17 protein-coding genes and 1 pseudogene are annotated in these 24,448 nt (G+C 64.2%); 7 read left to right on the top strand and 11 right to left on the bottom strand.

Going from position 1 to position 24,448, the window contains the following annotated elements:
* The first annotated feature begins 61 nt into the window (after positions 1 to 61).
* Complete coding sequence (locus IVB31_RS00275; protein WP_247317228.1) at positions 62 to 1,264, top strand: MFS transporter; 1,203 nt, start codon at positions 62 to 64, stop codon at positions 1,262 to 1,264.
* An 8-nt stretch (positions 1,265 to 1,272) separates the two neighbouring features.
* On the opposite strand, the gene IVB31_RS00270 is transcribed toward IVB31_RS00275, so the two are convergent.
* Genes IVB31_RS00270 through IVB31_RS00255 form a run of 4 tightly spaced genes read right to left on the bottom strand, consistent with a single transcriptional unit; the run spans position 1,273 to position 7,181 of the window.
* Positions 1,273 to 2,586, bottom strand: a complete 1,314-nt coding sequence (locus IVB31_RS00270) for an MFS transporter (protein WP_247317225.1) — start codon at positions 2,584 to 2,586, stop codon at positions 1,273 to 1,275.
* Between the two features lie 23 nt (positions 2,587 to 2,609).
* Positions 2,610 to 3,134, bottom strand: a complete 525-nt coding sequence (locus tag IVB31_RS00265) for a PRC-barrel domain-containing protein (RefSeq protein WP_247317223.1) — start codon at positions 3,132 to 3,134, stop codon at positions 2,610 to 2,612.
* Positions 3,135 to 3,155: 21 nt separating this feature from the next.
* Positions 3,156 to 5,360 (bottom strand): amylo-alpha-1,6-glucosidase, encoded by a 2,205-nt coding sequence (locus IVB31_RS00260; protein ID WP_247317222.1) that lies wholly within the window; start codon positions 5,358 to 5,360, stop codon positions 3,156 to 3,158.
* A gap of 57 nt (positions 5,361 to 5,417) precedes the next feature.
* The gene (locus IVB31_RS00255; protein WP_247317221.1) at positions 5,418 to 7,181 is read right to left on the bottom strand and encodes an ABC transporter ATP-binding protein; all 1,764 of its coding nucleotides are present in this window, start codon (positions 7,179 to 7,181) and stop codon (positions 5,418 to 5,420) included.
* A gap of 275 nt (positions 7,182 to 7,456) precedes the next feature.
* On the opposite strand from IVB31_RS00255, the gene IVB31_RS00250 reads away from it, so the two are divergent.
* Positions 7,457 to 8,527 (top strand): glycosyltransferase family 4 protein, encoded by a 1,071-nt coding sequence (locus IVB31_RS00250; protein ID WP_247317220.1) that lies wholly within the window; start codon positions 7,457 to 7,459, stop codon positions 8,525 to 8,527.
* 134 nt (positions 8,528 to 8,661) lie between these two features.
* On the opposite strand, the gene IVB31_RS00245 is transcribed toward IVB31_RS00250, so the two are convergent.
* From IVB31_RS00245 to IVB31_RS00225, 5 genes and pseudogenes are all read right to left on the bottom strand, one after another.
* Entirely contained in the window at positions 8,662 to 10,590 is a 1,929-nt protein-coding gene (locus tag IVB31_RS00245) for an alkyl sulfatase dimerization domain-containing protein (protein WP_247317218.1), read from the bottom strand.
* Between the two features lie 89 nt (positions 10,591 to 10,679).
* A complete protein-coding gene (locus IVB31_RS33635; protein ID WP_247319314.1) occupies positions 10,680 to 11,963 on the bottom strand; it encodes a TRAP transporter large permease subunit in 1,284 nt (427 codons plus the stop codon).
* Positions 11,964 to 12,203: 240 nt separating this feature from the next.
* Positions 12,204 to 12,548: pseudogene (locus IVB31_RS33630) on the bottom strand (TRAP transporter small permease); the annotation flags it as partial.
* A gap of 260 nt (positions 12,549 to 12,808) precedes the next feature.
* A complete protein-coding gene (locus IVB31_RS00230; protein WP_247317215.1) occupies positions 12,809 to 13,810 on the bottom strand; it encodes a DctP family TRAP transporter solute-binding subunit in 1,002 nt (333 codons plus the stop codon).
* A gap of 199 nt (positions 13,811 to 14,009) precedes the next feature.
* On the bottom strand, positions 14,010 to 14,780 hold the full coding sequence (locus IVB31_RS00225) for a methyltransferase domain-containing protein (RefSeq protein ID WP_247317213.1): 771 nt from the start codon (positions 14,778 to 14,780) through the stop codon (positions 14,010 to 14,012).
* 158 nt (positions 14,781 to 14,938) lie between these two features.
* On the opposite strand from IVB31_RS00225, the gene IVB31_RS00220 reads away from it, so the two are divergent.
* The 4 genes from IVB31_RS00220 (at position 14,939) to mdoH (ending at position 19,873) form a co-directional block, all read left to right on the top strand.
* Positions 14,939 to 15,682: an SDR family oxidoreductase gene (locus IVB31_RS00220; protein ID WP_247319312.1), complete on the top strand. Its 744-nt coding sequence runs from the start codon at positions 14,939 to 14,941 to the stop codon at positions 15,680 to 15,682.
* 183 nt (positions 15,683 to 15,865) lie between these two features.
* Positions 15,866 to 16,081: a hypothetical protein gene (locus tag IVB31_RS00215; protein ID WP_247317211.1), complete on the top strand. Its 216-nt coding sequence runs from the start codon at positions 15,866 to 15,868 to the stop codon at positions 16,079 to 16,081.
* Between the two features lie 211 nt (positions 16,082 to 16,292).
* Positions 16,293 to 17,753 carry a glucan biosynthesis protein G gene (locus IVB31_RS00210; RefSeq protein ID WP_247319309.1) on the top strand — a complete coding sequence of 487 codons (1,461 nt, stop codon included), beginning with the start codon at positions 16,293 to 16,295 and terminating at the stop codon, positions 17,751 to 17,753.
* The gene (mdoH, locus tag IVB31_RS00205) at positions 17,741 to 19,873 is read left to right on the top strand and encodes a glucans biosynthesis glucosyltransferase MdoH (RefSeq protein WP_247317209.1); all 2,133 of its coding nucleotides are present in this window, start codon (positions 17,741 to 17,743) and stop codon (positions 19,871 to 19,873) included. The genes IVB31_RS00210 and mdoH overlap by 13 nt, the downstream gene beginning before the upstream one ends.
* A gap of 196 nt (positions 19,874 to 20,069) precedes the next feature.
* Here the strand turns inward: mdoH and IVB31_RS00200 are convergent, their stop codons facing one another.
* A complete protein-coding gene (locus IVB31_RS00200) occupies positions 20,070 to 21,131 on the bottom strand; it encodes an isocitrate/isopropylmalate family dehydrogenase (RefSeq protein ID WP_247317207.1) in 1,062 nt (353 codons plus the stop codon).
* A gap of 169 nt (positions 21,132 to 21,300) precedes the next feature.
* On the opposite strand from IVB31_RS00200, the gene IVB31_RS00195 reads away from it, so the two are divergent.
* Complete coding sequence (locus IVB31_RS00195; RefSeq protein WP_247317204.1) at positions 21,301 to 22,689, top strand: MFS transporter; 1,389 nt, start codon at positions 21,301 to 21,303, stop codon at positions 22,687 to 22,689.
* 3 nt (positions 22,690 to 22,692) lie between these two features.
* Here the strand turns inward: IVB31_RS00195 and IVB31_RS00190 are convergent, their stop codons facing one another.
* Positions 22,693 to 24,312: a B12-binding domain-containing radical SAM protein gene (locus tag IVB31_RS00190; protein ID WP_247317200.1), complete on the bottom strand. Its 1,620-nt coding sequence runs from the start codon at positions 24,310 to 24,312 to the stop codon at positions 22,693 to 22,695.
* Positions 24,313 to 24,448: the final 136 nt, after the last annotated feature.

The raw sequence follows: 24,448 nt of genomic DNA, 5'->3' as shown, positions 1-24,448 counted from the left end.
TCCGGGGCCGCTCGAGGATCCGCTCCCGGAATGACAATGAAACCGGGTTAGGAGCCGTGCCATGACCGATCTGTCCGCGCGCATCAAGCCGACGGCAATGCCGATGAATGAGCATTCGCGTGGCGCGGCGCTCCGTTCGCTCGTCATCGGAGTGACAGCCTTCCTGACCGTCGTCGACCTGTTCGCGACACAGGCGATCCTGCCCTCGCTGACGCGCCACTACGGCGTCACGCCGGCGGCGATGAGCTTTGCCGTCAACGCCAGCACCTTCGGCATGGCCGTCGCAGGCCTCGTTGTCGGCTTTTTCAGCCCCCACATCGACAGGCGGAGCGGTATCCTGCTCAGCCTGACCCTTCTCGCGATTCCGACGAGCCTGCTGGCGGCTGCGCCCAATCTTGCCGTCTTCACCGGCCTGCGGGTCGCGCAGGGCCTCTGCATGGCATCGGCCTTCGCGTTGACACTGGCGCATCTCGGCGAGCAATGCAGTGCAATGGACGCCGGCGGCGCCTTTGCCGCCTACATCACCGGAAACGTCGCCAGCAATCTCGTCGGCCGGCTGGTCTCGGCCGCGGTCGCCGATGGCCTTGGCCTGGCGTGGAACTTCTATTTCTTCGCGGCCCTCAATCTGGCCGGCGCCGCGCTGGTCTATTTCACCCTCAAGCGCGTCCAGCCCATGCGTGCAATGCTGCCGACAGCGTCGGCGCTTGCCGCCACCATCGCGCATTGGCGCGATCCACGGCTGCGTGCCGCCTACGGCATCGGCTTCTGCATCCTGTTCGCATTCATCGGCACCTTCACATTTGTCAATTTCGTTCTGGTTCGGCCGCCGCTATCGCTGGGCATGATGGACCTCGGCTTCGTTTACTTCGTTTTCCTGCCGTCGGTGGTCACGACGTTGCTGGCCGGCAAGGTGGCATCGCGCCTCGGAACGCGTCCAACGATCTGGGGCTCGCTCGCTATCGCCGGGATCGGCTTGCCGCTGATGCTGGCCCCCCATTTGGGTGAGGTGCTCGCCGGGATGGTTCTGGTCGGCGTCGGCACCTTTTCCGCGCAAGTCGCTGCGACGGGATACGTTGGACAGGCTGCGGCCGAGAATCGCGGCATCGCCAGCGGTACCTATCTCGCCTGCTATTTCTGCGGCGGCCTCATCGGCACGGCCGTCCTCGGCCGGCTGTTCGACGCGTATGGCTGGCATGCCTGCGTGGCCGGCGTGGGCCTGGCCCTCGCGGTCGCGGCCCTGCTGACGCTCAACCTAAAGCGCTAGCGCTTCGTTCAGCCGGCCATTTTCTTTGCAACGGTCATGCCCGTGCGCCGCGTCTCCGGCATCACGAAAAGAATGAGCAGGAGCCCGGTTGCAGCCACGCCGGACAGTCCGATGAACGCCGTCGCATTGCCGAACTTATCGCTGACATAGCCGCCAAGCGCCGTGCTCAGCGACGCGCCGATGCCCATTGCGGTGCCGACGATGCCCTGCGCGAGGTTGAAATGGCCGCTGCCGAAGGCGACGTCGGCCACGATCAGCGGGATCATCACAGCGAACACCGCCGCGGTAAAGCCGTCGAACACCTGCACGAGCACCAGCAAATAGGGATCTCGGACCATCGCGAACAGCAAACCGCGAATTGTCAGTGCGGTGAATCCGATCAGCAGCAGCGGCCGGCGGCCCCACGCCTGCGCCTTGCGCCCGACACTCGGCGAAAGCAGCGCCACGATCGCCTGCGGCACGACGATGCAAAAGGCGACGAGCACCGTCGCCCACTGGCTCGATCGCGCCGTCACCGCGCTCGCCATCAGCGGCATCATCGCGGCATTCGCCAGCTGCAACAACAGCACGCTGAGCGCAAAGACGACGAGCGGCCGCTGCCGGATCAGGTGCCAGATATTGCTGTCGCCGCGATCCTCCGCCTCGCGCGGCATCTCGCCGTGGCAGCGCGCGATGTCGATCTCGTGCTCGCGGATGCGTGAGAGCGCGAGCAGGGTCGGAATGGCAAGCAGAAAGGTGACCAGGAACACCGAGCGGCTCGACAGCAGATAACCGGCCGTGCCCATCACGGCCGCCGCGACGCCGTTGCCCAGAGAGGCGAACCGCGCATTGCGGCCGAGCCGTTCGCTGATCGCGAACGGGCCGACCAGACCAAGGCTGATCGCCGCAATCGCCGGTCCGAGCACGCAGCTCGCCGCCGCGTGCAGGGTGGCCGCCGCCGCCACCACGGGGAAGATCGGCATTGCCGCATAGGCGAGCGCGCAGCAGCCGATGGTGGCGATGGCAAGGCCCGCGACAAGCCGCTCGGACTTCGCGGCGTCGATGATGGCGCCGCCCGGCATCTGCCCGATCAACGCGACGATGCCGCCGATCGACAGCACCAGGCCGATCTCGACCTGGGTCCATTTCTGCGTCGTCAGGTAAACCGCGATGAAGGGACCGAATCCGGTCTGCACGTCGGCGAGGAAGAAGATAAACCAGTCGAGACCGCGCAGGCTCTGGCGCGACGGGGCCGGGATGTCGGCCGACCGTGGCGCGGCAAAATTGTCCTGCTCAACGCGGCCCTCGCGATCTGCATGGTTCGGCTTTCTCGACAACAGCACCGGCGGCCATCCCTCCCCGCGCCTCACTGGACCGCTTGCAGCGGCTGCAGGCTGCCGGACGCGCCGAGCACCACCATCGGCGTGTCCTCCTTGTATTCCGGCGCGGCCGCGACCTGCGCCTTTGTCAATTCCAGCGTGATGCTGTCCTTCTTGTTGACGATCGCGCCGAACCGCATCGCGTTCCAGTCCACCACGATCTTGCGACTGCCGACACCGAGGAAGCCGCCGAAATCGATCACGGCGGCCCGCACGCGCCCGCTCCGGTCGACGATGACGTCGACGATGCGGCCCATGTCCTCGTTCGCCGCGCTGAGCACGTCACGGCCCAGCACGCCGTGGGCATCGCTCGCGCCGATGATGGTCACCGAGGGCGGTGGCGCGGCATCTTTTGGCGTGACGGATACCGCTGACGCCGGCGGCTGTGCCGTCGGGGGCGCTTTCGCTTCGCTCGGAGCTGCCGCAGGCGGCTCGTCTGCGGCACGTGATACGGCAACCGTCAATCCTGCGACGATCGCCACGCTCAGGACCAGCCATCCGGCGGTACGCATGCACCCTCCTCCCGGCGCGCGCTAGCGCGCCAGCACGATCGAGACCTGGATCTGGCCGCGCGTGCGCAACACCTCCAGCGCCACATCGTCGCCATGGCGGCTGACGCGCAGATCCACGCTGGACTCGCCGAGGCGCAGATCGCGTAAAATCACCTCGTGCAGGAACGCCGGCAGATGCGGATTGCGCAGCCGGATCTCGCCGCGCGCCACATCGAACTCGATGCCCAGCGCCGCCTCCAAGAGCGTGAACGGCGTCGCGCTGGCCCAGGCTTGCGGCGCGCAGGCGACCGGATAGAGCGTCGGCCCACGCCGCTTCTCGCGCCGGAAGCCGCAGAACAATTCGGGCAGCCGCCGCAGGTCCATGTAGGTCGCGGCCTCGAACAGGCCCTTGAAGACGTGCGCGACCGAGTGCTTGAGGCCGTAGCGCGCGAGCCCGAGCGCGATCAGCGCGTTGTCGTGCGGCCAGATCGACCCGTCATGATAGGACATCGGATTGTAACGGACCTCGCCTTGCGCGACGGTACGGATGCCCCACCCCGAGAAGAAGTGCGGGCCCATCAGATCGGCAGCGACGAGACGGGCGCGATCCTCGCGGATCATGCCGCTGAACAGGATCTGCCCGGCATTGGATGTCCGCACCTTGCAGGGCCGCTTCTTGCCGTCGAGCGCAAGCGCATAAGTCCCGAGCTCCTCGCACCAGAACGCGGTCTCGAAGCGCTCGGCCAGCGCCTTGGCCTCGGCCTCGAGCTTTTTGGCGAGATCAGGTTTGCCGAGCCGGAGCGCGCAGCGCGCGGCGAGCCGCTTGGCGGCAAAGACGTAACCCTGCACCTCAGCCAGCGCGAGATTGCCCTCCGCAAGCTGGCCATCGGCATGGAAGATGGCGTCGTAGGAATCCTTCCACCCCTGGTTGGCAAGGCCCTTTTCGGTGGCGCGCTGGTATTCGACGAAGCCGTCCTTGTCGGGGTCCCCCGGGCCGTCGATCCAGGCCAGCCCTGCCTCGACTGTCGGCCACAGCTCGAGCAGCGTCGTCTCGTCGCCGGTGCGCTCGAAATAGCTTCCTGCGAGCAGGACAAACAAGGCAGTGGAATCGACGCTGCCGTAATATTGCGCGAACGGCACCTCGCGTAGCGCGGCCATCTCGCCGCCGCGCATCTCGTGCAGGATCTTGCCGGGCGCCGCGTCATTCCACGGATCGACCGCCCTGGCCTGGAAATGCGCGAGCCGCCGCAGCACGCCCTTGGCAATCCGCGGGTCGACCCACAGCATCTGCAGCGCGGTGATCAGGCCGTCGCGGCCGAACGTCGTCGAGTACCAGGGAATCCCCGCATAGGGATAGCGGCCCTGCGGGGTCTCCGTCATCAGCATGTTGAGGTCGGCCATGGCCTGGCACAGCACCTCGTTGAAGATGTTGTTGGAGGTCTCGATGCTGGCGGCGCCGATCGTCGACTGCCGCATCTCGCGGCGATGGGCGAGCAGGCCCCGGAAGAAGCGCGCCGGCTTCTCAGCGATCGGCCGGTTGCAGGACACGGCCACGAACAGCGATTTCGACTCATGCGGGTCGAGTTCGAGCTGCCAGGTCGCGGCATTCACCGACAGCTTCGTCGGGCGCGGGTCGAAATGCAGGCCGGTGGTGCGCTCGGCGTCATCGAGACCGCGGTAGTCGAACAGCACGTCGGTCGGGCCCAGCAGCCGGCTCGAGCCGACGCCGCGGCGCGGGCGCCGCTCGCCGCGAACCTCGAACAGATCGGCGAAATCATTGTCGAACAGCAGCGTCAAAGTGAAGCCGGCCGGCCGGTCGCCGTGATTTTGCACGCCGATGCGCTGATAGGCCGTGCCGCGCCACAGGAAGATCGTGCGCACGATGTGCAGCAGATCCTTCTGCAGCACGAGGCTTCCCTGACGGTAAATGTCGGGGTTGGTGAGATCGACGGTCAGGGCCGAATTATCGTCGCGCAGATTGGAGCCAAGCAACAGCGGCTGAAGCTCGTCAAGAACGAGCTCCAGCCTCGCAAGGTAACGCGTGTCGTGATGGAACAAGCCGTCCGGTCCGCCCGCGGACGCTCCGATGTCGCCGTGGCTGTCGAGCACGATGAAGGTATCGTCATGCTTGAGCGAGCGCCGCGGCCGCGCCGACGGTCCCGTCATCGGAATATAGAAAGGCTGCTCCGCCACCTGTTCCGAGGTTCGCGTCACGGGGACGAATTGGGTTACGGCTTCCGCCGACATGAGCTGCTCCCTGCGCTTGTTTCGAAACGCAACCGACTCGAGAACGCGACTTTTGATTTACGCGGCAGCCTGCGCGAGGCGGCTCATTTCCTGCGTGACCAGCTCGCGATAGGGACCGTGGCCTTGCATCAGGCGCTCCGGCGAGCCGTCTTCGATGATCTTACCACCCTTTAACACGACCACGCGGTCGAAATTGCGCAGCGTCGCGAGCCGATGTGCGATGGCGATCACGGTGCGGCCGCGCATCAGCCGCGACAGCGCCTCGCGGATCGCTTCCTCGGATTCGCTGTCGAGTGCGGCTGTAGCCTCGTCAAGCAGCAGGATCGGCGCGTCCTTCAGGAAGGCGCGCGCTATCGCGATGCGCTGGCGCTGGCCGCCGGACATCTTGACGCCGCGGTCGCCGACCATGGTGTCGAGGCCCTCGGGCAGGCTCTCGACGAAATCGCAGCGCGCCGCGATCGCCGCGCGCAGCACCTCGTCGTCGGTCGCGTTCGGGCGGCCGTAACGGATGTTCTCGCGGATCGAGCGGTGAAACAGCGAGATGTCCTGCGGCACCACCGAGATCGCCTCGCGCAGGCTCAGCTGGGTCACCTTGGAAATATCCTGGCCGTCAATGGTGATGCTGCCCTCGTCGGTATCATAGAAGCGCTGCAGCAGCGTGAACAGCGTCGACTTGCCGCCACCGGATTGGCCGACGAGGCCGACGCGCTGGCCGGGCTGCAGCCGCAGGCTGAACCGCTCGAAAATCTTCTCGCCGCCGGGATAGCCAAAGGTGACATTGTTGTACGCGATCGCGGCGCCGCTCTTGACCAGCGGCTCGGCCTCGGGGTGGTCGCGCAACTCGTGCGGCACCAGGAGCGTGGCGATCGCCTCCGTCAGCCGCGCAACGTGCTGGGTGACATCGACCAGCGCTACGGCGAGATCGCGCGTCGCATTGAGAATGGAGAGGCCCAGCGTGCAGACCAGCACGACGTCGCCGGTGGTCGCCTCGCCATCCTGCCAGAGCATGATCGCCCAGGCCATCAGCGCGACCGTGAGCACGACAGTGATGCCGGCGTGGATAAGCCGCAGCTTCTCCAGATAGCGCAGGCTGCGGCCGCGCGCGGTCAGCTCCCGGTTCACCGTTGCGTCGAACCGCTCATGCTCGTGCCCGATGCCGCAGAAGGCGCGCACCAGCGGCATGTTGCTGATGACGTCGATCATCTCGCCGTCGACGACGGCAGCCTTGTCCGCGAAGTCGTCATGCAGCGGTTTGCCCGCGGCGGCCAGCCGGAACATTGCGAGCACCATGCCGCCGGCGATCACCATCAGGCCGAGCGCCATATAGGGACTGACGGTTCCAATCAGCGCGATGGCCGCAACCGTGGCGATGCACGGCGGCAACACATTCCAGACGAACATGTTCTCGACCGTGAACACCGCGTTCGACGTCGCGGTGATGCGGCTGGTCAGCATGCCGGGCATGCGGTCGGAGAAGTAGCTCGGCGCGTGGCCGGTCAGATGACGAAATATGTCGCGCCGCAAATCACCCGTGACACGAACGAAGGTGAAGCTCGCCGTCCAGCTCGCGATCCGCCACAGGAAGTTGTCGGCGGCGATCAGCGACATGAGGAAAATGAATGCCAGCCATACGCTTCCACCGTGCGACGGGCCACCCGTCAAACTGTCGACCAGGGATTTGACGCCGTACTGCGTGCCCACGGAACAGGCAACCGCCGCGACGACGGCGGACAGGATCACCAGGTGCGACGCCCAACGGCACCGCAGATAGCGCAAGACAAAGGCAAACGGCCGGCGCGCGTATCCAGAAAGATGGTCCATGCAGTGCAACCCCGTCATCATCAAGATTTCAATTGTTCTTGCTTGTCGATTGAACATCGACCGCTTGCCTCGGTTCCCGGGCGGGACCATCACGACACGTGGATGCGGACGTTCTGAGAAGAGGTGATGGCATCATCGCGACCACGCTGCAGTGTGTCGAAGAAGTAACGTTCGTTGAGGGAACTTCGCAAACGCGAGAACGTTCCCCTCGCGGCATGCCGGTGCCGAATACGATGGGGGCTTTGACTTCATGATCGCACATAGGAGATGGTGAGATGCGCATCGCGCAGGTTGCTCCGTTGACGGAGGCTGTTCCACCCAAGCTGTATGGCGGCACCGAGCGGGTGGTGCATTGGTTGACGGAAGAGCTGGTGGCCCTTGGGCACGACGTGACGCTGTTCGCCAGCGGCGACTCCCAGACCTCCGCAAAGCTGGATGCGCTGTGGCCGCGGGCGCTCCGCCTCGATGGTTCCGTGCGCGATCCCAATGCGCTGCACATGGTGATGCTGGAGCGGGTACGGCAGAAATGTGACGACGAGGAGTTCGACTTCCTCCACTTCCATCTCGATTATTATCCGTGGTCGCTGTTCTACCGGCAGCCGACGCCGTTCCTGACCACGCTGCACGGCAGGCTCGACCTGCCGGAGCATCAGCCGGTCTTCAACACCTTCTCGAAGGTCCCGGTCATCTCGATCTCGAATGCGCAACGACGGCCAGTGCCGCAGGCGAACTGGGTGAGGACGATCCACCACGGCCTGCCGGAAAACCTGCTGACGCCGAAGCCCGGGAAACAGGAATATCTCGCCGTGCTCGGCCGCATCGCGCCGGAAAAAGGCGTTGACCGCGCCATCAAGATCGCGATGCATTGCGGCATCCCGCTGAAGATCGCGGCCAAGGTCGATCGTGCGGACCAGGATTACTATGACGAGCTGATCCGGCCGATGATCGAGAACAATCCGCTGGTGGAATTCATCGGCGAGATCAGCGATCACGAGAAGTCGGATTTCTTGAGCGGCGCACTCGGCCTGTTGCTGCCGATCGACTGGCCGGAGCCGTTCGGCCTGGTGATGATCGAAGCCATGGCCTGCGGCACGCCGGTCGTCGCCTTCAACCGCGGCTCGGTGCCGGAGATCATCGATGAGGGTCTCACCGGCTTCGTCGTCGAGGACATCATCAGTGCAGCCGGCGTCGTCAAGCGCCTGCCGCAACTGGACCGCGCCGCCATCCGCAAGCAGTTTGAGACACGCTTCACCGCGCGCCGCATGGCGCTGGATTATCTCGCGGCCTATCGCAGCCTTGGCGAGGAACAGGCGCCGCGGATCAAGCTGGTGAGCAGCGCGGAGTAGCTTACTGTATGCCCCGCGAAGGCGGGGCATACAGTACGCCGAGGCAGCAGTTTGTTCACGCAACTCCCGCCGCGGCGTAATGGATCGTCCGGTCAAGCCGGACGATGACAGTGAGAACGCGGTGGCCGGCTGCCCTACCTCACCACCGCCCGCTTCGGCTCGACGATCTCGAACATCCGCGGGAATTCGTCCATCAGGCCCATCAGCTCGGCGAGGCGCATCGGATTGCCGGCGACCTTGATTTTGCCGGCGGCCACCGCCTCCGGGAAGCTCGTCAGCTTGGCGATGACCTCGTCGAACGTTCCGCGCGCCAGCGTGAAGCTGGCATCGGCGCCTTCCGCCTGCATGCCCTCGGCGTAAGTCAGCGCGCAATTTTCCAGATTGAGCACGAACGTCTCACCGGTGTCCGAAAACCTCCAGTTCAGCACGATGTGCTTTCCTTCCGCCTTGGGTCCGTTGAGGCGGATGCCGAGCACGTCCCAGAGCTGTGAGGTGCGCAGCGCCGCCAGCGTCTCGCGCGGCATCGGCGGGCGCGGCGGCACCTTCGGCATGCCCTGGCGCAATTCCTGCGCGCCGAACAGATAGGCGTTGCGCCAAGTCGCGCTTTCGGCGGCGTAGCCGAGCTGCTCCAGCGTATCCGCCAGCATCGCGCGCGCCGCCGCATGATCAGGCTCGGCAAAGACGAGATGGCCGAGCGCCTGCGCCACGAATCGGAACTCGCCCTTCTCAAAATCCGCGCGCGCCCGCGCGAGGATGGCGTCGGCGCCGCCCATATACTCGACATATTTTTTGCCGGCTTCGACCGGCGGCAGCGGATCGAGATTGACGGGATTGGCGTCGTACCAGCCAAGGTACTTTTGATAGATCGCCTTCACATTGTGCCGGATATGCCCGTAATAGCCGCGGCCGTGCCAGGCGCCTTCGAGACTTTTCGGCAACTGAATCGTCTCGGCGATCTCGGCGGCGGTCAGGCCGTGGTTCATCAGGCGGATGGTCTGGTCATGCGCGAATTTGTAGAGGTCGCGCTGCTGCCGGATCATCGTGCCGATGCGCTCGCGTCCCCACACCGGCCAGTGATGCTGGCCGCACATCGCCTCCGCCTTGCCGTCCCACAGCTGCAAAGCCTCGCCCAGATATTTCGACCAGGCCAGCGCGTCGCGCACGTCGGCGCCGCGGAACGGCAGCAGATTGTGGAAATTGTGGGTGCAGTTCTCGGCGAGGTTCAACAGCTTGTAGCGCGGGATGAAGAAATGCATCTCCGCCGGCGCTTCGCTGTTCGGCGCCATCTGGAATTCGAACGCGACGCCGTCGATCACGCGCCTGTCGCCGGTCGCCATGATCAAATCGGTCGGACGCAGCAGCGCGACCGAGCCCGCCGCCATCGACTTGCCGAGACCGCAATCGACCTGCCCTCGCGCCCCCTTGGCGAGGAGCGGCCCGAACTGGTACTGTGCCCGGCGCAGCATCGCCGGCCCTGCGATGATGTTCTCGGAGACGGCATGCTCCATGAACAAATTTGGCGCGATGATCGGCACGCGGGAGGTCGCGAGCGCATCCTCCTCCAGCACACCGCGCGCGCCGCCCCAATGGTCGGTGTGGGTGTGGGTGAAGATGACGGCCACGACCGGCCGCTGTCCGCGGTGCTTGAAGTAGAGGTCGAGCGCAGCGCGCGCCCCCTCGATCGAGGTCAGCGTGTCCACGACGATCACACCGCTGTCGCCCTCGATCAGCGTCATGTTGGCGATGTCGAGCCCGCGCACCTGGTACACGCCGGGCACGACCTCGAACAGACCGTGCTGCATGTTGAGCCGCGACTGGCGCCACAGACTCGGATTGACCGTGGGCGGCGCCTCCTCAGTGGAGAGGAAGCCATAGGGCTCCAGGCTCCAGACCGTCCGTCCTTGCGGATTGGCGACCTCTGCGTTGTCGACGGTGCCGAGGAAGCCGCGCGCGGCATCGTCGAAATCCCGCGTGTCGGAAAACGGCAACGCGTTCAGCATCGCCGTTTGCTGCGCGATGACGGACGGCGTTGCTCCCTTCGGCTCCTTGGATATGTCTGTCATCTGGCGTCCTCCCGACCGTTGCGCGGCATCTAACCGCATCTCGCGGCTGATTGCCATCACAGTGGACGGAACGATGCGTAGCTCGCGCTTCAGTGCATCCCGAGCACCCTCGGAAGCCACAGCGTCAAATCGGGCCAGTAGGTCACGATGACGAGGAAGCCGAGCATGGTGATCAGCCACGGCATCACCGCCACGGCCAGATCCGTGATCCGCATTCGCGCTATCATCGATGCGACATAGAGGTTCAAACCGACAGGCGGATGGCAGAGGCCGACCTCCATGTTGACGTCCATGACGATGCCGAAATGCACGAGGTCGATGCCGAGCTTCTTGGCCGCCGGTGCCAGGATCGGCGCCATGATCAGGATGATCGAGTTCGGCTCCATGAAGTTGCCGGCGAGCAGCAACAGGATGTTGACCACCAGCAGGAAGCCGACCCAGCCGAGGTTCTGCGCCGCGATCCAGTCGGCCAGGGCCGAGGGCAAGTTCTCATTGGCCAGCACGAACGAGAACAGCACCGCGTTGGTGACGATATAGAGCAGCATCGCGCTGGTATTGGCGGCGCGCAGCAGCACCCGCGGCACGTCCTTGAGGCCGATCGCCTTGTAGACGAACACGGCGATGACGAAGGAGTAGACCGCAGCCATCGCGGCCGCCTCGGTGGCAGTGAACAGGCCGCTATAGATGCCGCCGATGATGATGACGACCAGCATCAGGCCCCAGATGCTCTCGCGGAAGGTGCGAACGGTCTCGCCCCAGCTGGCCTTCGGCAGCCGCGGATAATCGCGCTTGCGCGCGAGCCACCAGGTGACGATGCAGAGCATGGTCGTCAGCAGCATGCCGGGCAGGAGACCAGCGACGAACAGCGCGCCGATCGAGGTGTTGGTGGAGACCGCATAGACGATCTTCGGGATAGACGGCAGCATCAGGATGCCGAGCGAGCCGGCGACCGTGATGATGCCGGCGCCGAAGCGCATCGGATAGCCGTGGCGGACCATCTCGGGCAGCACGATGGCGCCGATCGCGGCGACGGTCGCGACGCTCGAGCCGCACACCAGCGCGAACATGGCGCAGGCGACGATGCCGGCAAGGCCGAGGCCGCCATGCCAATGGCCGATCAGCGAGGTCGCGAAATTGATCATCCGGCGCGCGACGCCGCCATGGGTGAGGAAATTGCCGGCGAGGATGAAGAACGGGATCGCCATGATCTCGAAGCCCTCGATGCCCGTGAACAGCTTCATCGAGACGGCTTCGATCGGCACCGTGGTCAACGTGAACAAGAACGTCATCACGGTGAGGCCGAGCGCGATCGAGACCGGGACGCCGGTCAGCATCAGCGCGATCAGCAGCGCGAACACGGTCGCTGCGCGCATCCACTGTGGCAGCTCCAGCACGCCGAATTTCTCGGCAAGGCACATGGCGAAGATCAGGACCGGCGCCATGATCAGGATGACGCCGAGCGGCGAGACTTTTCGCGCGGCAGCTTTGGTCGCGGCGCCGGCGGGCTGGGGATGCAGCGCGGGCGAGCCGTCGACCTCGATGCCCTCGACCTGGCTCTCGTCATGATGCGGCAGATGGCCGGTCCAGTAGTAGGACCAGGAGACTTGGAGGAAGCGGAAGCACATCAGGCCGGAGCCGAGCGGGATCGCCAGGTAAACGAACCACATCGGCGCTTCCAGATCGTTCGACTGCTGCCCGGTCTTGAACATCTCGGCGACAAAGGAAGCGCCGAAGGCGGCGATCATGCCGGTGAACAGCGCGCCGCAGAGCAGCGAGAACAGGATGACGTGCTTGCGCGAATGCTCCGGCAAGCGGTTGACGAGCAGATCGACGCCGACATGGATGCCGGTGCGCACGCCATAGGCCGCGCCGAACTTCGCCATCCAGATGAACATGTAGATGCAGAGTTCCTGCGCCCAGGACAGGTCGAGCTCGGACAGGAAGGTGAACACCACCATCGACAGCGTCGCGAGCCAATTCATCCCGTGCGCGGCCGCCCATCTGGAGAGGACGATCGATTCACCGGCGCCGTAACGGTGCAGCACGGCGATGAAGATCAAACCGGTTGCAGCCGCAATGAGCGTCGCGATCAACCACTCTTCAAGATGATTGAGCGCCGAATTGAGCACGCGAAGCAAATCAAACTCCCCCTATCGATGCGAAACGGCCGGGAGTGCACACACTCCCGACCGTTCACATTATCCTGCGCCAAACCGCGTCAGTTCATCTTGACGTCGAGTTCCTGGCCGAGGAGATCGAGCACTTCTTGCCCGACCCGTCCCTTTGCCCATTTGTAAGTCGGCTGCATCGCTTCCTGCCACGCCTTGCGATCGGCGTCAGTGAGATAATGCAGCGTGGTCTTGCCCGCCTTCTTGATCTCGGCCAGCGCGTCCTCGTTCTCCTGGTGCGCGATCTGGTTGGTGTATTCGGTTGCGTCCGCCATCGCCTTCTCGACCTGGGTGCGGACGTCGGGCGGGAGACCGCTCCAGAATTTCGAATTGACGATAACCGCATATTGCAGATGCGCGTGATAGGACACGGTGATGTCCTTCTGCACCTCATAGAACTTCTGGGTCAGATAGTTCGACGCAGTGTTCTCGCAGCCGTCGACGACGCCGGTCTGCAGCGCCTGGTAGACTTCGGAGAACGCCATGATCTGCGGGATCGAACCCATCAGGCGGAAATACTGATCGGCAATCTTCGATCCGGAGATGCGGAACTTCAGGCCCTTGAAATCCTCCGGCTTGGCCAGCGGACGGTTCGACGAGACCATGTGGAAGCCATTGTCCCAATAAGCGAGCCCGGTGATGCCCTTGGCCTCGAGCTTCTGGAACAGCCATTTGCCGATCGTGCCCTTCATCGCGCTGGAATAGGTCGCGTCGTCCTTGAACAGCCAGGGCAGGTCGAGCGCCTCGAATTCCTTGATGCCGAGCGGCGCGAATTTCGCGGTCGAGGGCGCCAGCATCTGCACCGAGCCGAGTTGCAGCGCCTCGATCTCCTCCTTGTCCTTGTAGAGCGAGGAGTTCGGATAGACTTCGATCTTGACCTTGCCGTCCGTGTACTTCTCCGCGAGTTCCTTGAACTTCAGCGCGCCCTTGCCCTTTGGGGTGTCGTTGGCGACGACGTGGCTGAACTTGATGACGATGGGGCTTTGAGCCTGGGCGGCAGCAGGGACCACGAAGATAGCCGCGACCGCGACCGCCAGAAGCAGCTTGCGCATGAAACAACCTCCCAACAACCTCTAAAACCGGGACTTTTTTGTTTTACGGTTTCAGTAGTGGCAGCAATCCGCCACCCGAACAACTAGACCTAAGCCCAATTTGCCGCAGGCAAGCTATCTTGACGGCTGCTCTCGACGCAACCCGGCACCCGCCTCCTCGGCCCGAAGCGAGCGCTTATGTCGCATTGCGATCGTCGCATCAGCCCTTGCGCTGGGCGACCATGAACAGCCGCCGGAACGGGAACAGGGTCTGTCCCGCGGCATTCTTCGGGTACGCCCTCGCGACACGCTCGCCATAGGCCGCTTCGAAAGCCGCCTTCTCGTCGCCATCGAGGATGTCGAGATAGCGCGTCAGCCAAGTCCCCTTGGTCCATTCCTTCACGGGGTTGTCGCCTTCGAGCACCTGAAGATACTCCGTCTCCCAGATGTCGACGTTCTCCGACAACGGCGCCAGTAGATCATGATAGAAGGCCGGCCCCTCGACCGGCGGCGGCGTGACGAGATGCTCGACCTTGGACCGCCACGGTCCGTTCAGCGCGGTCTCGCCGATCAGCACATGCGAAGGGGCCAGGAAGTTACGCGGCATCTGCACCGCGAGCATGCCGCCGGGCGCCACCTTCTCCATGACGGACGGAAACAGTGCCGCATGATTGGGCAGCCAGTGCAGTGCGGCATTGGAATAGACCAAATCGTATGGCTTGGCCGGGCGCCAATGACCGAGGTCCTCGTGCGACCATTCCACGTCAGGCGCCGCCTTGCGGCCGGCAGCGACCATCTCGGCCGAACCCTCGACGCCCGTCACGGCCGCATCCGGCCAGCGCTCCTTGATGAGTTTTGTCACGTTGCCCGCGCCCGCCCCGAGATCGGCGACCGTGCGAGGACCAACATCCGGTATCCGCATCAACAGGTCGATGGCGGGCCGGAGCCGGTGGCCGGAGAATTTGAGATATTGCTGCGGATCCCAGACCATCGTTCGACGCCTTTTCTTTTTCGTGTTTCCTTCGCGGCGGCTCTTGGTTACCACTGCTCGTCCCGCTCAGGCAATTCGCAAAGCCCGCGGGACGGGCAGGAAAACGAACACCCAACGAACCGCAACAAGCAAAAAAGCAAACAAGAGAGCGTGTGACCATGGACCTCGGGCTCAAATCGAAAACCGCAGTCGTCACGGGCGCGAGCATCGGCATCGGCCGCGCCATCGCCAAGGGCCTGGCTGCCGAAGGCGTCCGCGTCGTCGGCGTTGCGCGCCGCAACGATCTGCTCGCGGAGCTCGTGAAGGAAGTCGGCAGCGGTCTGATCGCGCCGTTCGAGCAGGACGTGATGGAAAAGGACGCGGCGGAGAAGATTGCGGCCTTCGCGCTCAAGGAGCTCGGCCATGTCGACATCCTCATCAACAATGCCGGCGGCAGCCGCCCGCTGCCGGTCGATGCACCCGACAGCAAATGGGACGAGGCGATCGCGCTGAATTTCACCAGCTACCGCCGCATTGCGCACGCGCTGCTGCCGCAGATGATCGCACGCAAATGGGGCCGCATCGTCAACATCACCGGCAAGTCCGAGCCGGAAGGGCTCAACGCCGCGTTCGCGGCGAAAGCCGCCGTGCATGCCTGGGCCAAGGGCCTGTCGCGCGAGATCGGCGAGCACGGCATCACCATCAACTGCATCCCGCCCGGCCGCATCATGAGCGAACAGATCCGCCGCAACTACGCGCCGGATTATCGCGAGCGTTTTGCGGAGGAAGAAATTCCGGTCGGCTATTGGGGCGAGCCGGAGGACCTCGCCGCGCTCGCGGTGTTTTTGGCCTCGCCGGTGGCGCGGTACATCACAGGCACCGTGATCCCGGTGGATGGGGGGTTGCGGAGGTACCAGTTTTAGTCCGGGGCTCCTGGAGATCAGCCTGTCCGCTCGGCTGTTGGGAGCTGACAGCATGAGTTCGTTTTGCCGAAGCGCACGCCGCATTCGCACGACGTTCGTGTCGGGAAAAAATGGCATCGGGCAGGAACGTCGAGAGGACAGCCAAGTTTGATTCAGTAACGTCACTTGCTGCGGATCATCCTGATGAACAAAGATCCGATATATGACGAATTGAGGCACATCGAATCCGATGTGGTCGAAGGCGAACGACGGCTGGCAGAACAAGAGGCGCTGATTGTCGAGTTGAAGCGGCAAAGTCTGAATACGGGCAACGCTGAAAAAGAACTTGAAATGTTGCGCCAAAACCAGCGTCGTTGCGATCAAGACCGACAACGGCTCCTCTCACTGCTGCAGCCCTGACAAAAGTCTGCTTGGGGTCGAGGCTGGAGAGATCGTTTGTGAGGCAATTCGTCCGGCCCTGAATCTGACGAAATGACCACAGTCGCGCCAGCCTGACCCAGGCGGAACTCTGGGGAACATGGGTCGTTTCCTCTCCTGTTCCGAACCGGGAGACCCAAGCGTGAACCGCAGGCAACTTCTTCGCGCGTCGGCTGCTGTTTCAGCCGCTGTTATACTGCCGCGTGCAACGGAGGCTCAGACCGGCCCCGCCGCCCCGTTCAGCCCGTCCTCCGTACGCGAGCTTGCACGCGGACTCGCAGCCAAGCCGTTCGCTCCCGCCGACGAGAAGCTACCGGATGCGCTGAAGAATCTCGATTATGACAAATACCGGTCCATTCGTTTCGCACCCGAGAAGGCCCTGTGGCGTGACGGGAAGCTGCCGTTCGAAGTGCAATTTTTCCACCGTGGCTTTTTCTACAAGAACAGGGTCGACATCTTTCAGGTGGCGAACGGAAGCGTCGTGCCGATCCCGTATCGGCGCGATGACTTTTCGTTCGGCGAGGGTCTCGGACAATGGCCCGATGCCGATATCGGGTTTGCCGGATTTCGCATCCACGCCCCGATCAACAGGCCAGATTATTATGACGAGGTTTGCGTATTCCTGGGCGCAAGCTACTTCCGGGCCGTCGCGAAGGGGCAGACATACGGCCTGTCCGCGCGCGGGCTGGCGATCGATACCGGCGAAAGCAAGGGCGAGGAGTTTCCGGTGTTCAAGGCGTTCTGGCTGGAAAAGCCGGCGCTCAATGCCTCGTCCCTCGTGGTGCATGCGCTGTTGGATAGCAAGAGTGCGGCGGCAAGCTACCGGTTCACCATCCGTCCTGGCCAGACCACGGTCCTCGACATCGAGATGGCCCTCTATCCGCGGGTCGACGTCGAGCATGCCGGGCTCGCGCCGATGACCAGCATGTTTTTCTTCGGACCGAACGACCGCAAGGATTTTGACGATTTCCGCCCCGCGGTTCACGACTCAGATGGACTTGCAATTCTCAACGGCAGAGGTGAACAGCTCTGGCGCCCGCTCAACAACCCCAGGGATCTGCAGGTCAGCACCTTTAACGATCGCAATCCAAGCGGCTTCGGCCTGATGCAGCGAGAGCGGAATTTCGCCGCCTATCAGGATCTCGAATCCACCTTCGAAAAGCGCCCAAGTCTCTGGTTCGAACCGATCGGCGATTGGGGCGAAGGGGCGGTGAAATTATTCGAGATTCCGACCAAGGAGGAGGTCCACGACAATATCGCCGCGCTCTGGCAACCCAAACAGCCGCTGACCGCCAAGAGCGAACACATCTTCACCTACCGGCTGCACTGGGGGCCCGACGCGCCGAAACCCGAATCGCTGGCGCGGTTCACGCGAACCGGAATCGGCAGCCGGGGCGATGACAGCAAACTTTTCGTCCTGGAATTGATGGGCGATCAACTCAAAGGCGTCGATCCCAAGACGATCAAAGGCGTGGTGACCGCTGAAAAGGCTGAGATCAGCAACGTCGTCACGCAACCCAATCCCGTAACAGGCGGATGGCGTCTAAGCTTTCAATGTGCGGTCAAGGGGCAGACGTCGATCGAATTGCGAGCGTTCCTGGCGCAAGGCGAGGCGCCGGTTTCCGAAGTGTGGATCTATCGATGGACGCCCTGAAATCGCCGGCGCCGCTGCGGAGCGCCGCCGGCCGCCCGTTCCTGCCGCCGGAAAGTCCGCTCACGATGCTGCCGTGCCGGCTGGACCACGCGACAGACTCCGGGCGGGATCGGGTTCATTCCGGAACCACCCTGATTCTTCGGCGTCTCTTCATCTTCCTCGGTACGGCCTTGCTGACGGTTGCGGGCGCCTACGGCATGTACGACGTCGTCGAAGTCGGTGGCGTGACCTTTCTCGAAGCGGTGCTGCTAGTTCTCTTTCTCGTGCTGCTCGCCTGGGTCGCGTTCTCCTTCATGTCCGCGCTTGCCGGGTTTTTCGCGCTGCTGACGCGCCGGCCCGTCGGCCTGCCGCTCGACACCACCGGCCCCCTGCCTGCGGTGACGTCGCGCACGGCCATGCTGATGCCGACCTATAACGAGGACCCGCATCATGTGATGGCGCGGCTGCGCGCCATGTATGAATCCGTCGACGCCGCGGGATATGGAGAAAAATTCGACTGGTTCTTGCTCAGCGATACAACCGACCCGGACATCTGGATTTGTGAAGAGATGACGTTCACGCGGCTGCGCCGCGTCTGCGGCCTGGATCGGTTGTACTACCGGCATCGCTCCGACAATACCGCGCGGAAGTCCGGCAACATAGCCGACTGGGTCAGCAGGTTCGGCGCGGCCTACGATCACATGATCGTTCTCGACGCAGACAGCTTGATGGAAGGCGACACCATCGTCCGCCTTGTCCACGCGATGGAATCCGATCCCGCTGCCGCACTGATCCAGACGCAGCCCGTTATCGTCAACGCCCGCACGCTGTTCAGCAGACTGCAGCAGTTCTCCGGTCGTCTTTACGGCCCCATCATCGCCGCCGGCAATGCCTGGTGGCACGGGGGCGACAGCAATTATTGGGGCCACAACGCCATCATCCGCGTGCAGGCTTTCGCGGAGGAGGCCGGCCTGCCCGAGCTGCGCGGCCGCAAGCCTTTCGGGGGCCACATCCTGAGCCACGATTTTGTCGAGGCCGCATTGATGCGCCGCGCGGGCTGGAGGATTTATATGGCACCGAACATCGGCGGCAGCTTCGAAGAAGTCCCGCCGTCGGTGCTGGACTTTGCGGGGAGAGACCGGCGCTGGTGCCAAGGCAACCTTCAGCATCTCGCGGTGTTGCCGGCGCGCGGGCTATACTGGGTGTCGCGGCTGCACCTGCTGACGGGCATCGGGTCTTATCTTACCGCCCCGCTGTGGCTTCTATTCCTGGTGCTCGGCCTGCTCATCTCATTGCAGGCGCACTTCATCCGCCCCGAATACTTTCCGAAAGGGTTCAGCTTATTTCCGACCTGGCCGCAACAGGATCCGGTGCTCGCGGCCTGGGTCTTTGCCGCCACGATGGGGCTTCTGATCGTGCCAAAGCTGCTGGCCTATGTCGTGGTGATCAGCAGTCGCGAGGGGCGCGTCGGTTTCGCGGGAACCCCTCGCGTGCTGCTGGGAGTGCTTTGCGAAACTCTTATCGCGGCACTGATAGCGCCCTGCATGATGATCTTCCAGAGCAAGGCGGTGGTGGAAATTCTCATTGGGCGGGACGCGGGATGGCAGGTGCAGCGCCGAAGCGATGGAGAGCTTGCGCGCGGCGAAATCTATCGCAAGTTCGCCGGGCCGTCCCTGTGCGGCCTGGTCCTTGCGCTCAGCGCCTATGCCGTCTCTTGGCCGCTGCTGATTTGGATGTCGCCGGTCGTGCTGGGTCTCCTGCTTGCGATCCCGTTGGGAATCATAACGTCATCGCGGTTGAAGGCGCCCGGCGTCTTTGCAACGCCGGAAACCAACAGCCCGCCTGCCGTGGTGCTCCGCGCCAACGAACTGGCCGCCTCCGCGCCCATCGAAATGGCCGGAGCTCTGCACCAGCTCAGCCAGGATCCGGAATTGCTGGGCGAGCATATGGGATCGCTGTCGCTTGCGAGCCCGCGCAAGTTTGCCCCCGTCCATGTGCCGCTTGCGACGGCACACGCCAAGGTCGAAGAATGCGACAGCTTCGAGGACGCCGCCGCTTGGCTCGACAAGTCGGAATTGCGCGCGGTTCTCAGCCATCCGACGCTGCTCCAGAAAATCCTGGAGATGCCTCGCGGCAGATAGACAGGAGTAGGACCGCTCGGAAGCACGCCCTGAATTCCCAACCGGCGCCACGCTAGCATCCTGCCGGTGTTTTGCCCGACGTGTCAACGTGATCGCGGCAGGGTGCCGTCCGCGACGTCGTCTAAAAAACCTGTTTTCGATCAAGCCCATCGCTACTGTGCATGGGGTTGTTTTCGCGTTTTTGTTTTGGAGCCCCTCACTTCGCCTGCAGGATCTCCGCAATCGCCGCTCCCGCCGCGATCGTGCCGAGCTTGCCACCGACGTCGCGCGTTGCCCTGCCCTCGCCGATCGCTTTCGCCACCGCAACCTCGATCGCACGCGCGGCCTCCTCGTAGCGGACGGCGCCGCTGTTCTCGCCGTGCCAGGCCAGCAGCAGGGCCGTCGACAGGATCAGCGAGACCGGGTTAGCGACGTCCTGCCCCGCTATGTCGGGCGCCGAGCCGTGCGCGGCTTGCGCCATGGCATAGCGGTCACCGACATTGAGCGAGCCGCCGAGACCGAGGCTGCCGGAGAGCTCCGCTGTGAGATCGGACAGGATGTCACCGAACATGTTGGTGGCGACGATGACGTCGAAGCGGTCGGGGCTGCGCACGACATGCGCCATCATGGCGTCGACCAGGATGTCGTCGACGGCGAGGCCGGCATAACCCTTCGCCGCCTCGCGGCAGATGTCGAGGAACATACCGTCGCCGATCCTGAGCACATTGGCCTTGTGCACGATGGTGAGATGCTTGCGTCGCCTCATCGCCAGACGGCAGGCGGCGTGCGCGATGCGCTCGCAGCACGCCCGCGTGATCCGACGTAGCGAGATCACGACATCAGGCGTGACAAGCATCTCGCCGTTGCCCTGCTCCATGTTGCGGTCGGCGTAAAACCCTTCGGTGTTCTCGCGCACCACGACAAGATCGAAATCGCCGACCCGGCCGGGCCTCCCTGCATAGGTGCGCGCGGGCCGGACATTGGCGTAGAGATCCAGGTTCTTGCGAAAATGCCTGGACGGATTGATCTCGCCATGTGCCTCGTCCTTGAAGTCGAAGGTCGCGGTCGGGCCCAGGATCAGGCCGTCGGCGGCGCGAACGATGTCGAGCAGCTCGGGGCGCACGGTCGTGCCAAACTGCTTGAGGCTCGCATGGCCGACTGCGTGCTCCTCAAGGCGCAGATTGAGCTGGAAGCGTTCGGAGGCCGCGCGCAGCACGCCCGTTGTCGCGGTGGTGATCTCCGGTCCGATGCCGTCACCGGGCAGAACGACGATTTGCATGGCGATCCCCTCAAATTGCAGCAGCTGGCGCAATCATACGCCAGCGCGCAGGTTCATCGCCCAGCCTTCGCGCATACACTGCATGCAAGCATATGCCTGTGGAAGCCGGCGTGGCCGTAGTACATGCCGAGTCCCTATAGCCACGCCGCCGGAGCAACGCGCTAACGCAATGACAATCACGTTACCTGCAGCCGCGCGAGAGCCCGACCACACCGTTTCCGACGGCCTGCCACCAGCGCAGCGGCGCTGGGCCATCGCCGCCATCTTCACCGCGCTGGCGATGGCCTCGCTCGACACTGCGATCGCCAACATCGCGCTGCCCGCCATTGCCGCCGATCTGCATGTCACCCCGGAGCAGTCGGTCTGGGTGGTCAATGTCTACCAGATCGCGCTGGTGGCGACGCTGCTGCCGCTCGGTGCGCTCGGCGAGATCGTCGGGCACCAGCGCATCTATCTCGGCGGCCTCATCCTGTTCACCATCGCCTCGCTGTTCTGCGCCGTGGCGTGGTCACTGGACAGCCTGCTGGTCGCGCGTACCCTGCAAGGGTTGGGTGCAAGCGGCATCATGAGCGTCAACACCGCGCTGGTGCGCTTCGTCTATCCCGGCCGCATGCTCGGCCGCGGCTTCGGCCACAACGCGCTGGTGGTCGCGACGGCCTTCACCATCGGGCCGTCGATCGCATCCGCCATCCTCGCGGTCGGTCCGTGGCCGTGGTTGTTCGCCGTCAACATCCCCTTCGGCCTTGTCGCGATCGGCATCGGCTTTGCGATGCTGCCGAAGACGCCGCGCGCCGATCACGGCTTTGATTTTCTCGGCGCGATCCTTGCGTCGGCCTGCCTCGGGCTGTTCATCACCGGCATCGGCAGCGCCGCGCATAATCTCTCGCCGGTCGTCGTGGGCGTCGAGTTGATCACCGCTTTGGTGCTCGGCTTCATCCTGACGCGCCGCCATGCGGATCATCCGGCGCCGATGCTGCCGATCGACCTGTTCAGCCGGCCGATGTTCGCGCTGTCGGCCGCAACCGCGGTCTGCTCTTTCGTGGTGCAGGGCCTCGCCTTCGTCTCGCTGCCGTTCTATTTCGAGGACGTGCTCGGGCGTTCGCAGGTCGAGACCGGATTCTTCATGACGCCCTGGCCGCTGGTGGTCGGCATCATGGCGCCGATCGCCGGCCGCCTCTCCGACCGCCACGCCGTCGGCCTGCTCGGCGGCATCGGGCTGGTGCTGCTCGGCCTCGGCATGGCGCTGCTCGCGATGCTGCCGGCCAATCCTGCGATCCCCGACATCATCTGGCGGATGGTGATCTGCGGCATGGGCTTCGGCTTCTTCCAGGCGCCGAACATGAAGGCTGTGATGTCGAGCGCACCACCTCACCGCAGCGGCAGCGCCTCAGGGATCGTTGCCACCGCGCGCCTGACGGGACAGACGACGGGTGCGGCGCTCGCCGCGCTCTGCTTCGCGCTCGCCGGTCACGAAGGTGCAATCGTCGCGCTGGCACTCGGCGCGGGCTTTGCCGCGCTCGGCAGCGTGATGAGCTTCTTGCGGCTGGCAGTGAAGTAGACCTCAGGCCAGATGTCGGGCCGCCGTCACGTCGATCGTCGCCGCCGGGATGACCGTCTCGTCGTCGAGTTCGGCGAGACGCGCATCGATGGCATCGATGACCTTGCGCGAGAACGGTCCGAGATGCGCATAGGCCGCGATCATCTGCACGGCGATTCGTGCCGATGACGTATCGCGCTTGGCGCTGTTCATGAAGGTTTGCCAGAGCGGTCCGCGCGCCTCCGGAATGGCGGTGACCACACGGTGCACGGTCTCCATCGCGCCGACCCTGGCGCGGATATCGCCCTCGACCAGCTCGTGGCGCTGTCTGGAACGGTCGAGCAGCGTCATCAAGCGATCGACACGGCCGGCATAGGCCGCCGGGCTGTAGACGCGCTCCAGCACCGTCTTGTAGTCCGTCAGGATGTCGCGCAGCGGGCGAATCGGATCGAAATTGATTCCGCCGGTGCATTGATCGCCGCCCGTCGTCGATGCCAGATCGTGGTCCGCGTGCAGCCGACCTTCGCTGGCGAGACGACGCGTCAGCTGCGTGTTCGGCAACGCATAGAGCAGGCCGACCATGGCGACCGGAATCGCGGCCTCCTCGATGAAGTCGACCATGGCATCCGCCATCGCGACCTTCTCGTTGTCGAAGCCGACGATGAAGCCGGCGGTGACGAGCATCCCGGCGCCGTAGATCTTGTGGATGCTCTCGGCGATGTTGCGACGCGTGTTCTGCTTCTTCCGCATCGCGACCAGCGTCGCCGGATCCGGACTTTCGATGCCGACGAAGACGGCGAAGAAATTGGCCGCACCCATCAAATCCAACAGCTCGGGATCGTCGGCCAGATTGACCGAAGCCTCGGTCGACAATTCGAAGGGATAGCCGTGCGCGCGTTGCCATTCGGCGAGCTGGGGCAGGAACAGCCGCAGCGACTTCTTGTTGCCGATGAAATTGTCGTCGACGAAGTCGAGATGGCCGCGGTAGCCCATGTCGTAGAGCCTGTCGAGTTCGATCAGCATCTGCGCATTCGTCTTGGTCCGCGGGACCCGTCCATAGAGTTCGATGATGTCGCAGAACTCGCAGGTGAACGGGCAGCCGCGGGAATACTGCACACCGAGATAGAGATAGTCCTCGAATTTGAGCAGGTCGAAACGCGGCACCGGCGTGCTGGTGACGTCGGCCTGGAATTTCGGCGCCGTGAACACGCCGACGCGCGCGCCGCTGTCCCAGGCTGCAATGAATTCGTCGATCACGCTCTCGGCCTCGCCGAGCACGCGGAAGTCGGCCTTCTCATAGACGTGAGGGCTCGAGGTGGGATCGGGACCGCCGACGACCACCGGCTTGCCGGCCGCGCGGCACACCTCGATCAGGCGCAGGGTGTCGGCCTGTTGCGGCAGCATGCCGCCGGTGAAGACGACGTCGGCCCAGGCGAGGTCGTCGTCGTCGAAGGGTTGCGTGTTGCAGTCGATCAGCCGGACGGTCCAGTCCTTCGGCAACATCGCCGCGACCGTGATCAGGCCGAGGGGAGCCGCAGGGCGCTTCACGCCCATCAATTTGCAGGATTCGCCGAAGCTCCAGAACGACTCCGCCGTGAAGAGCGGATAGAGCATGAGCACGTTGCAGGGGCTCGGCACGTTCATGGAACTCCTTTGGTCATTGCCCCCAGTGTAACAGAGCGCCCCCGTCTTGCACCCCGGCAAACGAGACAAACTGTCGCCGCAACGCAGCGATGATCGAGCCCGGAACCGGCATTCGCGGCCGGACGTCGCCTCAAGC

The organism is Bradyrhizobium sp. 21, assembly GCF_023073335.1.
GTDB lineage: Bacteria > Pseudomonadota > Alphaproteobacteria > Rhizobiales > Xanthobacteraceae > Bradyrhizobium.
The sequence above is the reverse complement of the archived record's forward strand: the minus strand, read 5'-3'. Positions and strand labels throughout refer to the sequence as shown.

Excerpts from the sequence above, each read along its gene's own strand:
- IVB31_RS00255 (WP_247317221.1), bottom strand. The coding sequence starts at position 7,181 with ATGGACCATCTTTCTGGATACGCGCGCCGGCCGTTTGCCTTTGTCTTG.
- IVB31_RS00190 (WP_247317200.1), bottom strand. The coding sequence starts at position 24,312 with ATGAACGTGCCGAGCCCCTGCAACGTGCTCATGCTCTATCCGCTCTTC.
- IVB31_RS00245 (WP_247317218.1), bottom strand. The coding sequence starts at position 10,590 with ATGACAGACATATCCAAGGAGCCGAAGGGAGCAACGCCGTCCGTCATC.
- IVB31_RS00195 (WP_247317204.1), top strand. The coding sequence starts at position 21,301 with ATGACAATCACGTTACCTGCAGCCGCGCGAGAGCCCGACCACACCGTT.
- IVB31_RS00250 (WP_247317220.1), top strand. The coding sequence starts at position 7,457 with ATGCGCATCGCGCAGGTTGCTCCGTTGACGGAGGCTGTTCCACCCAAG.
- IVB31_RS00200 (WP_247317207.1), bottom strand. The coding sequence starts at position 21,131 with ATGCAAATCGTCGTTCTGCCCGGTGACGGCATCGGACCGGAGATCACC.
- IVB31_RS00275 (WP_247317228.1), top strand. The coding sequence starts at position 62 with ATGACCGATCTGTCCGCGCGCATCAAGCCGACGGCAATGCCGATGAAT.
- IVB31_RS00265 (WP_247317223.1), bottom strand. The coding sequence starts at position 3,134 with ATGCGTACCGCCGGATGGCTGGTCCTGAGCGTGGCGATCGTCGCAGGA.
- mdoH (WP_247317209.1), top strand. The coding sequence starts at position 17,741 with ATGGACGCCCTGAAATCGCCGGCGCCGCTGCGGAGCGCCGCCGGCCGC.
- IVB31_RS00215 (WP_247317211.1), top strand. The coding sequence starts at position 15,866 with ATGAACAAAGATCCGATATATGACGAATTGAGGCACATCGAATCCGAT.
- IVB31_RS33635 (WP_247319314.1), bottom strand. The coding sequence starts at position 11,963 with ATGCGCGCAGCGACCGTGTTCGCGCTGCTGATCGCGCTGATGCTGACC.
- IVB31_RS00220 (WP_247319312.1), top strand. The coding sequence starts at position 14,939 with ATGGACCTCGGGCTCAAATCGAAAACCGCAGTCGTCACGGGCGCGAGC.
- IVB31_RS00260 (WP_247317222.1), bottom strand. The coding sequence starts at position 5,360 with ATGTCGGCGGAAGCCGTAACCCAATTCGTCCCCGTGACGCGAACCTCG.
- IVB31_RS00230 (WP_247317215.1), bottom strand. The coding sequence starts at position 13,810 with ATGCGCAAGCTGCTTCTGGCGGTCGCGGTCGCGGCTATCTTCGTGGTC.
- IVB31_RS00225 (WP_247317213.1), bottom strand. The coding sequence starts at position 14,780 with ATGGTCTGGGATCCGCAGCAATATCTCAAATTCTCCGGCCACCGGCTC.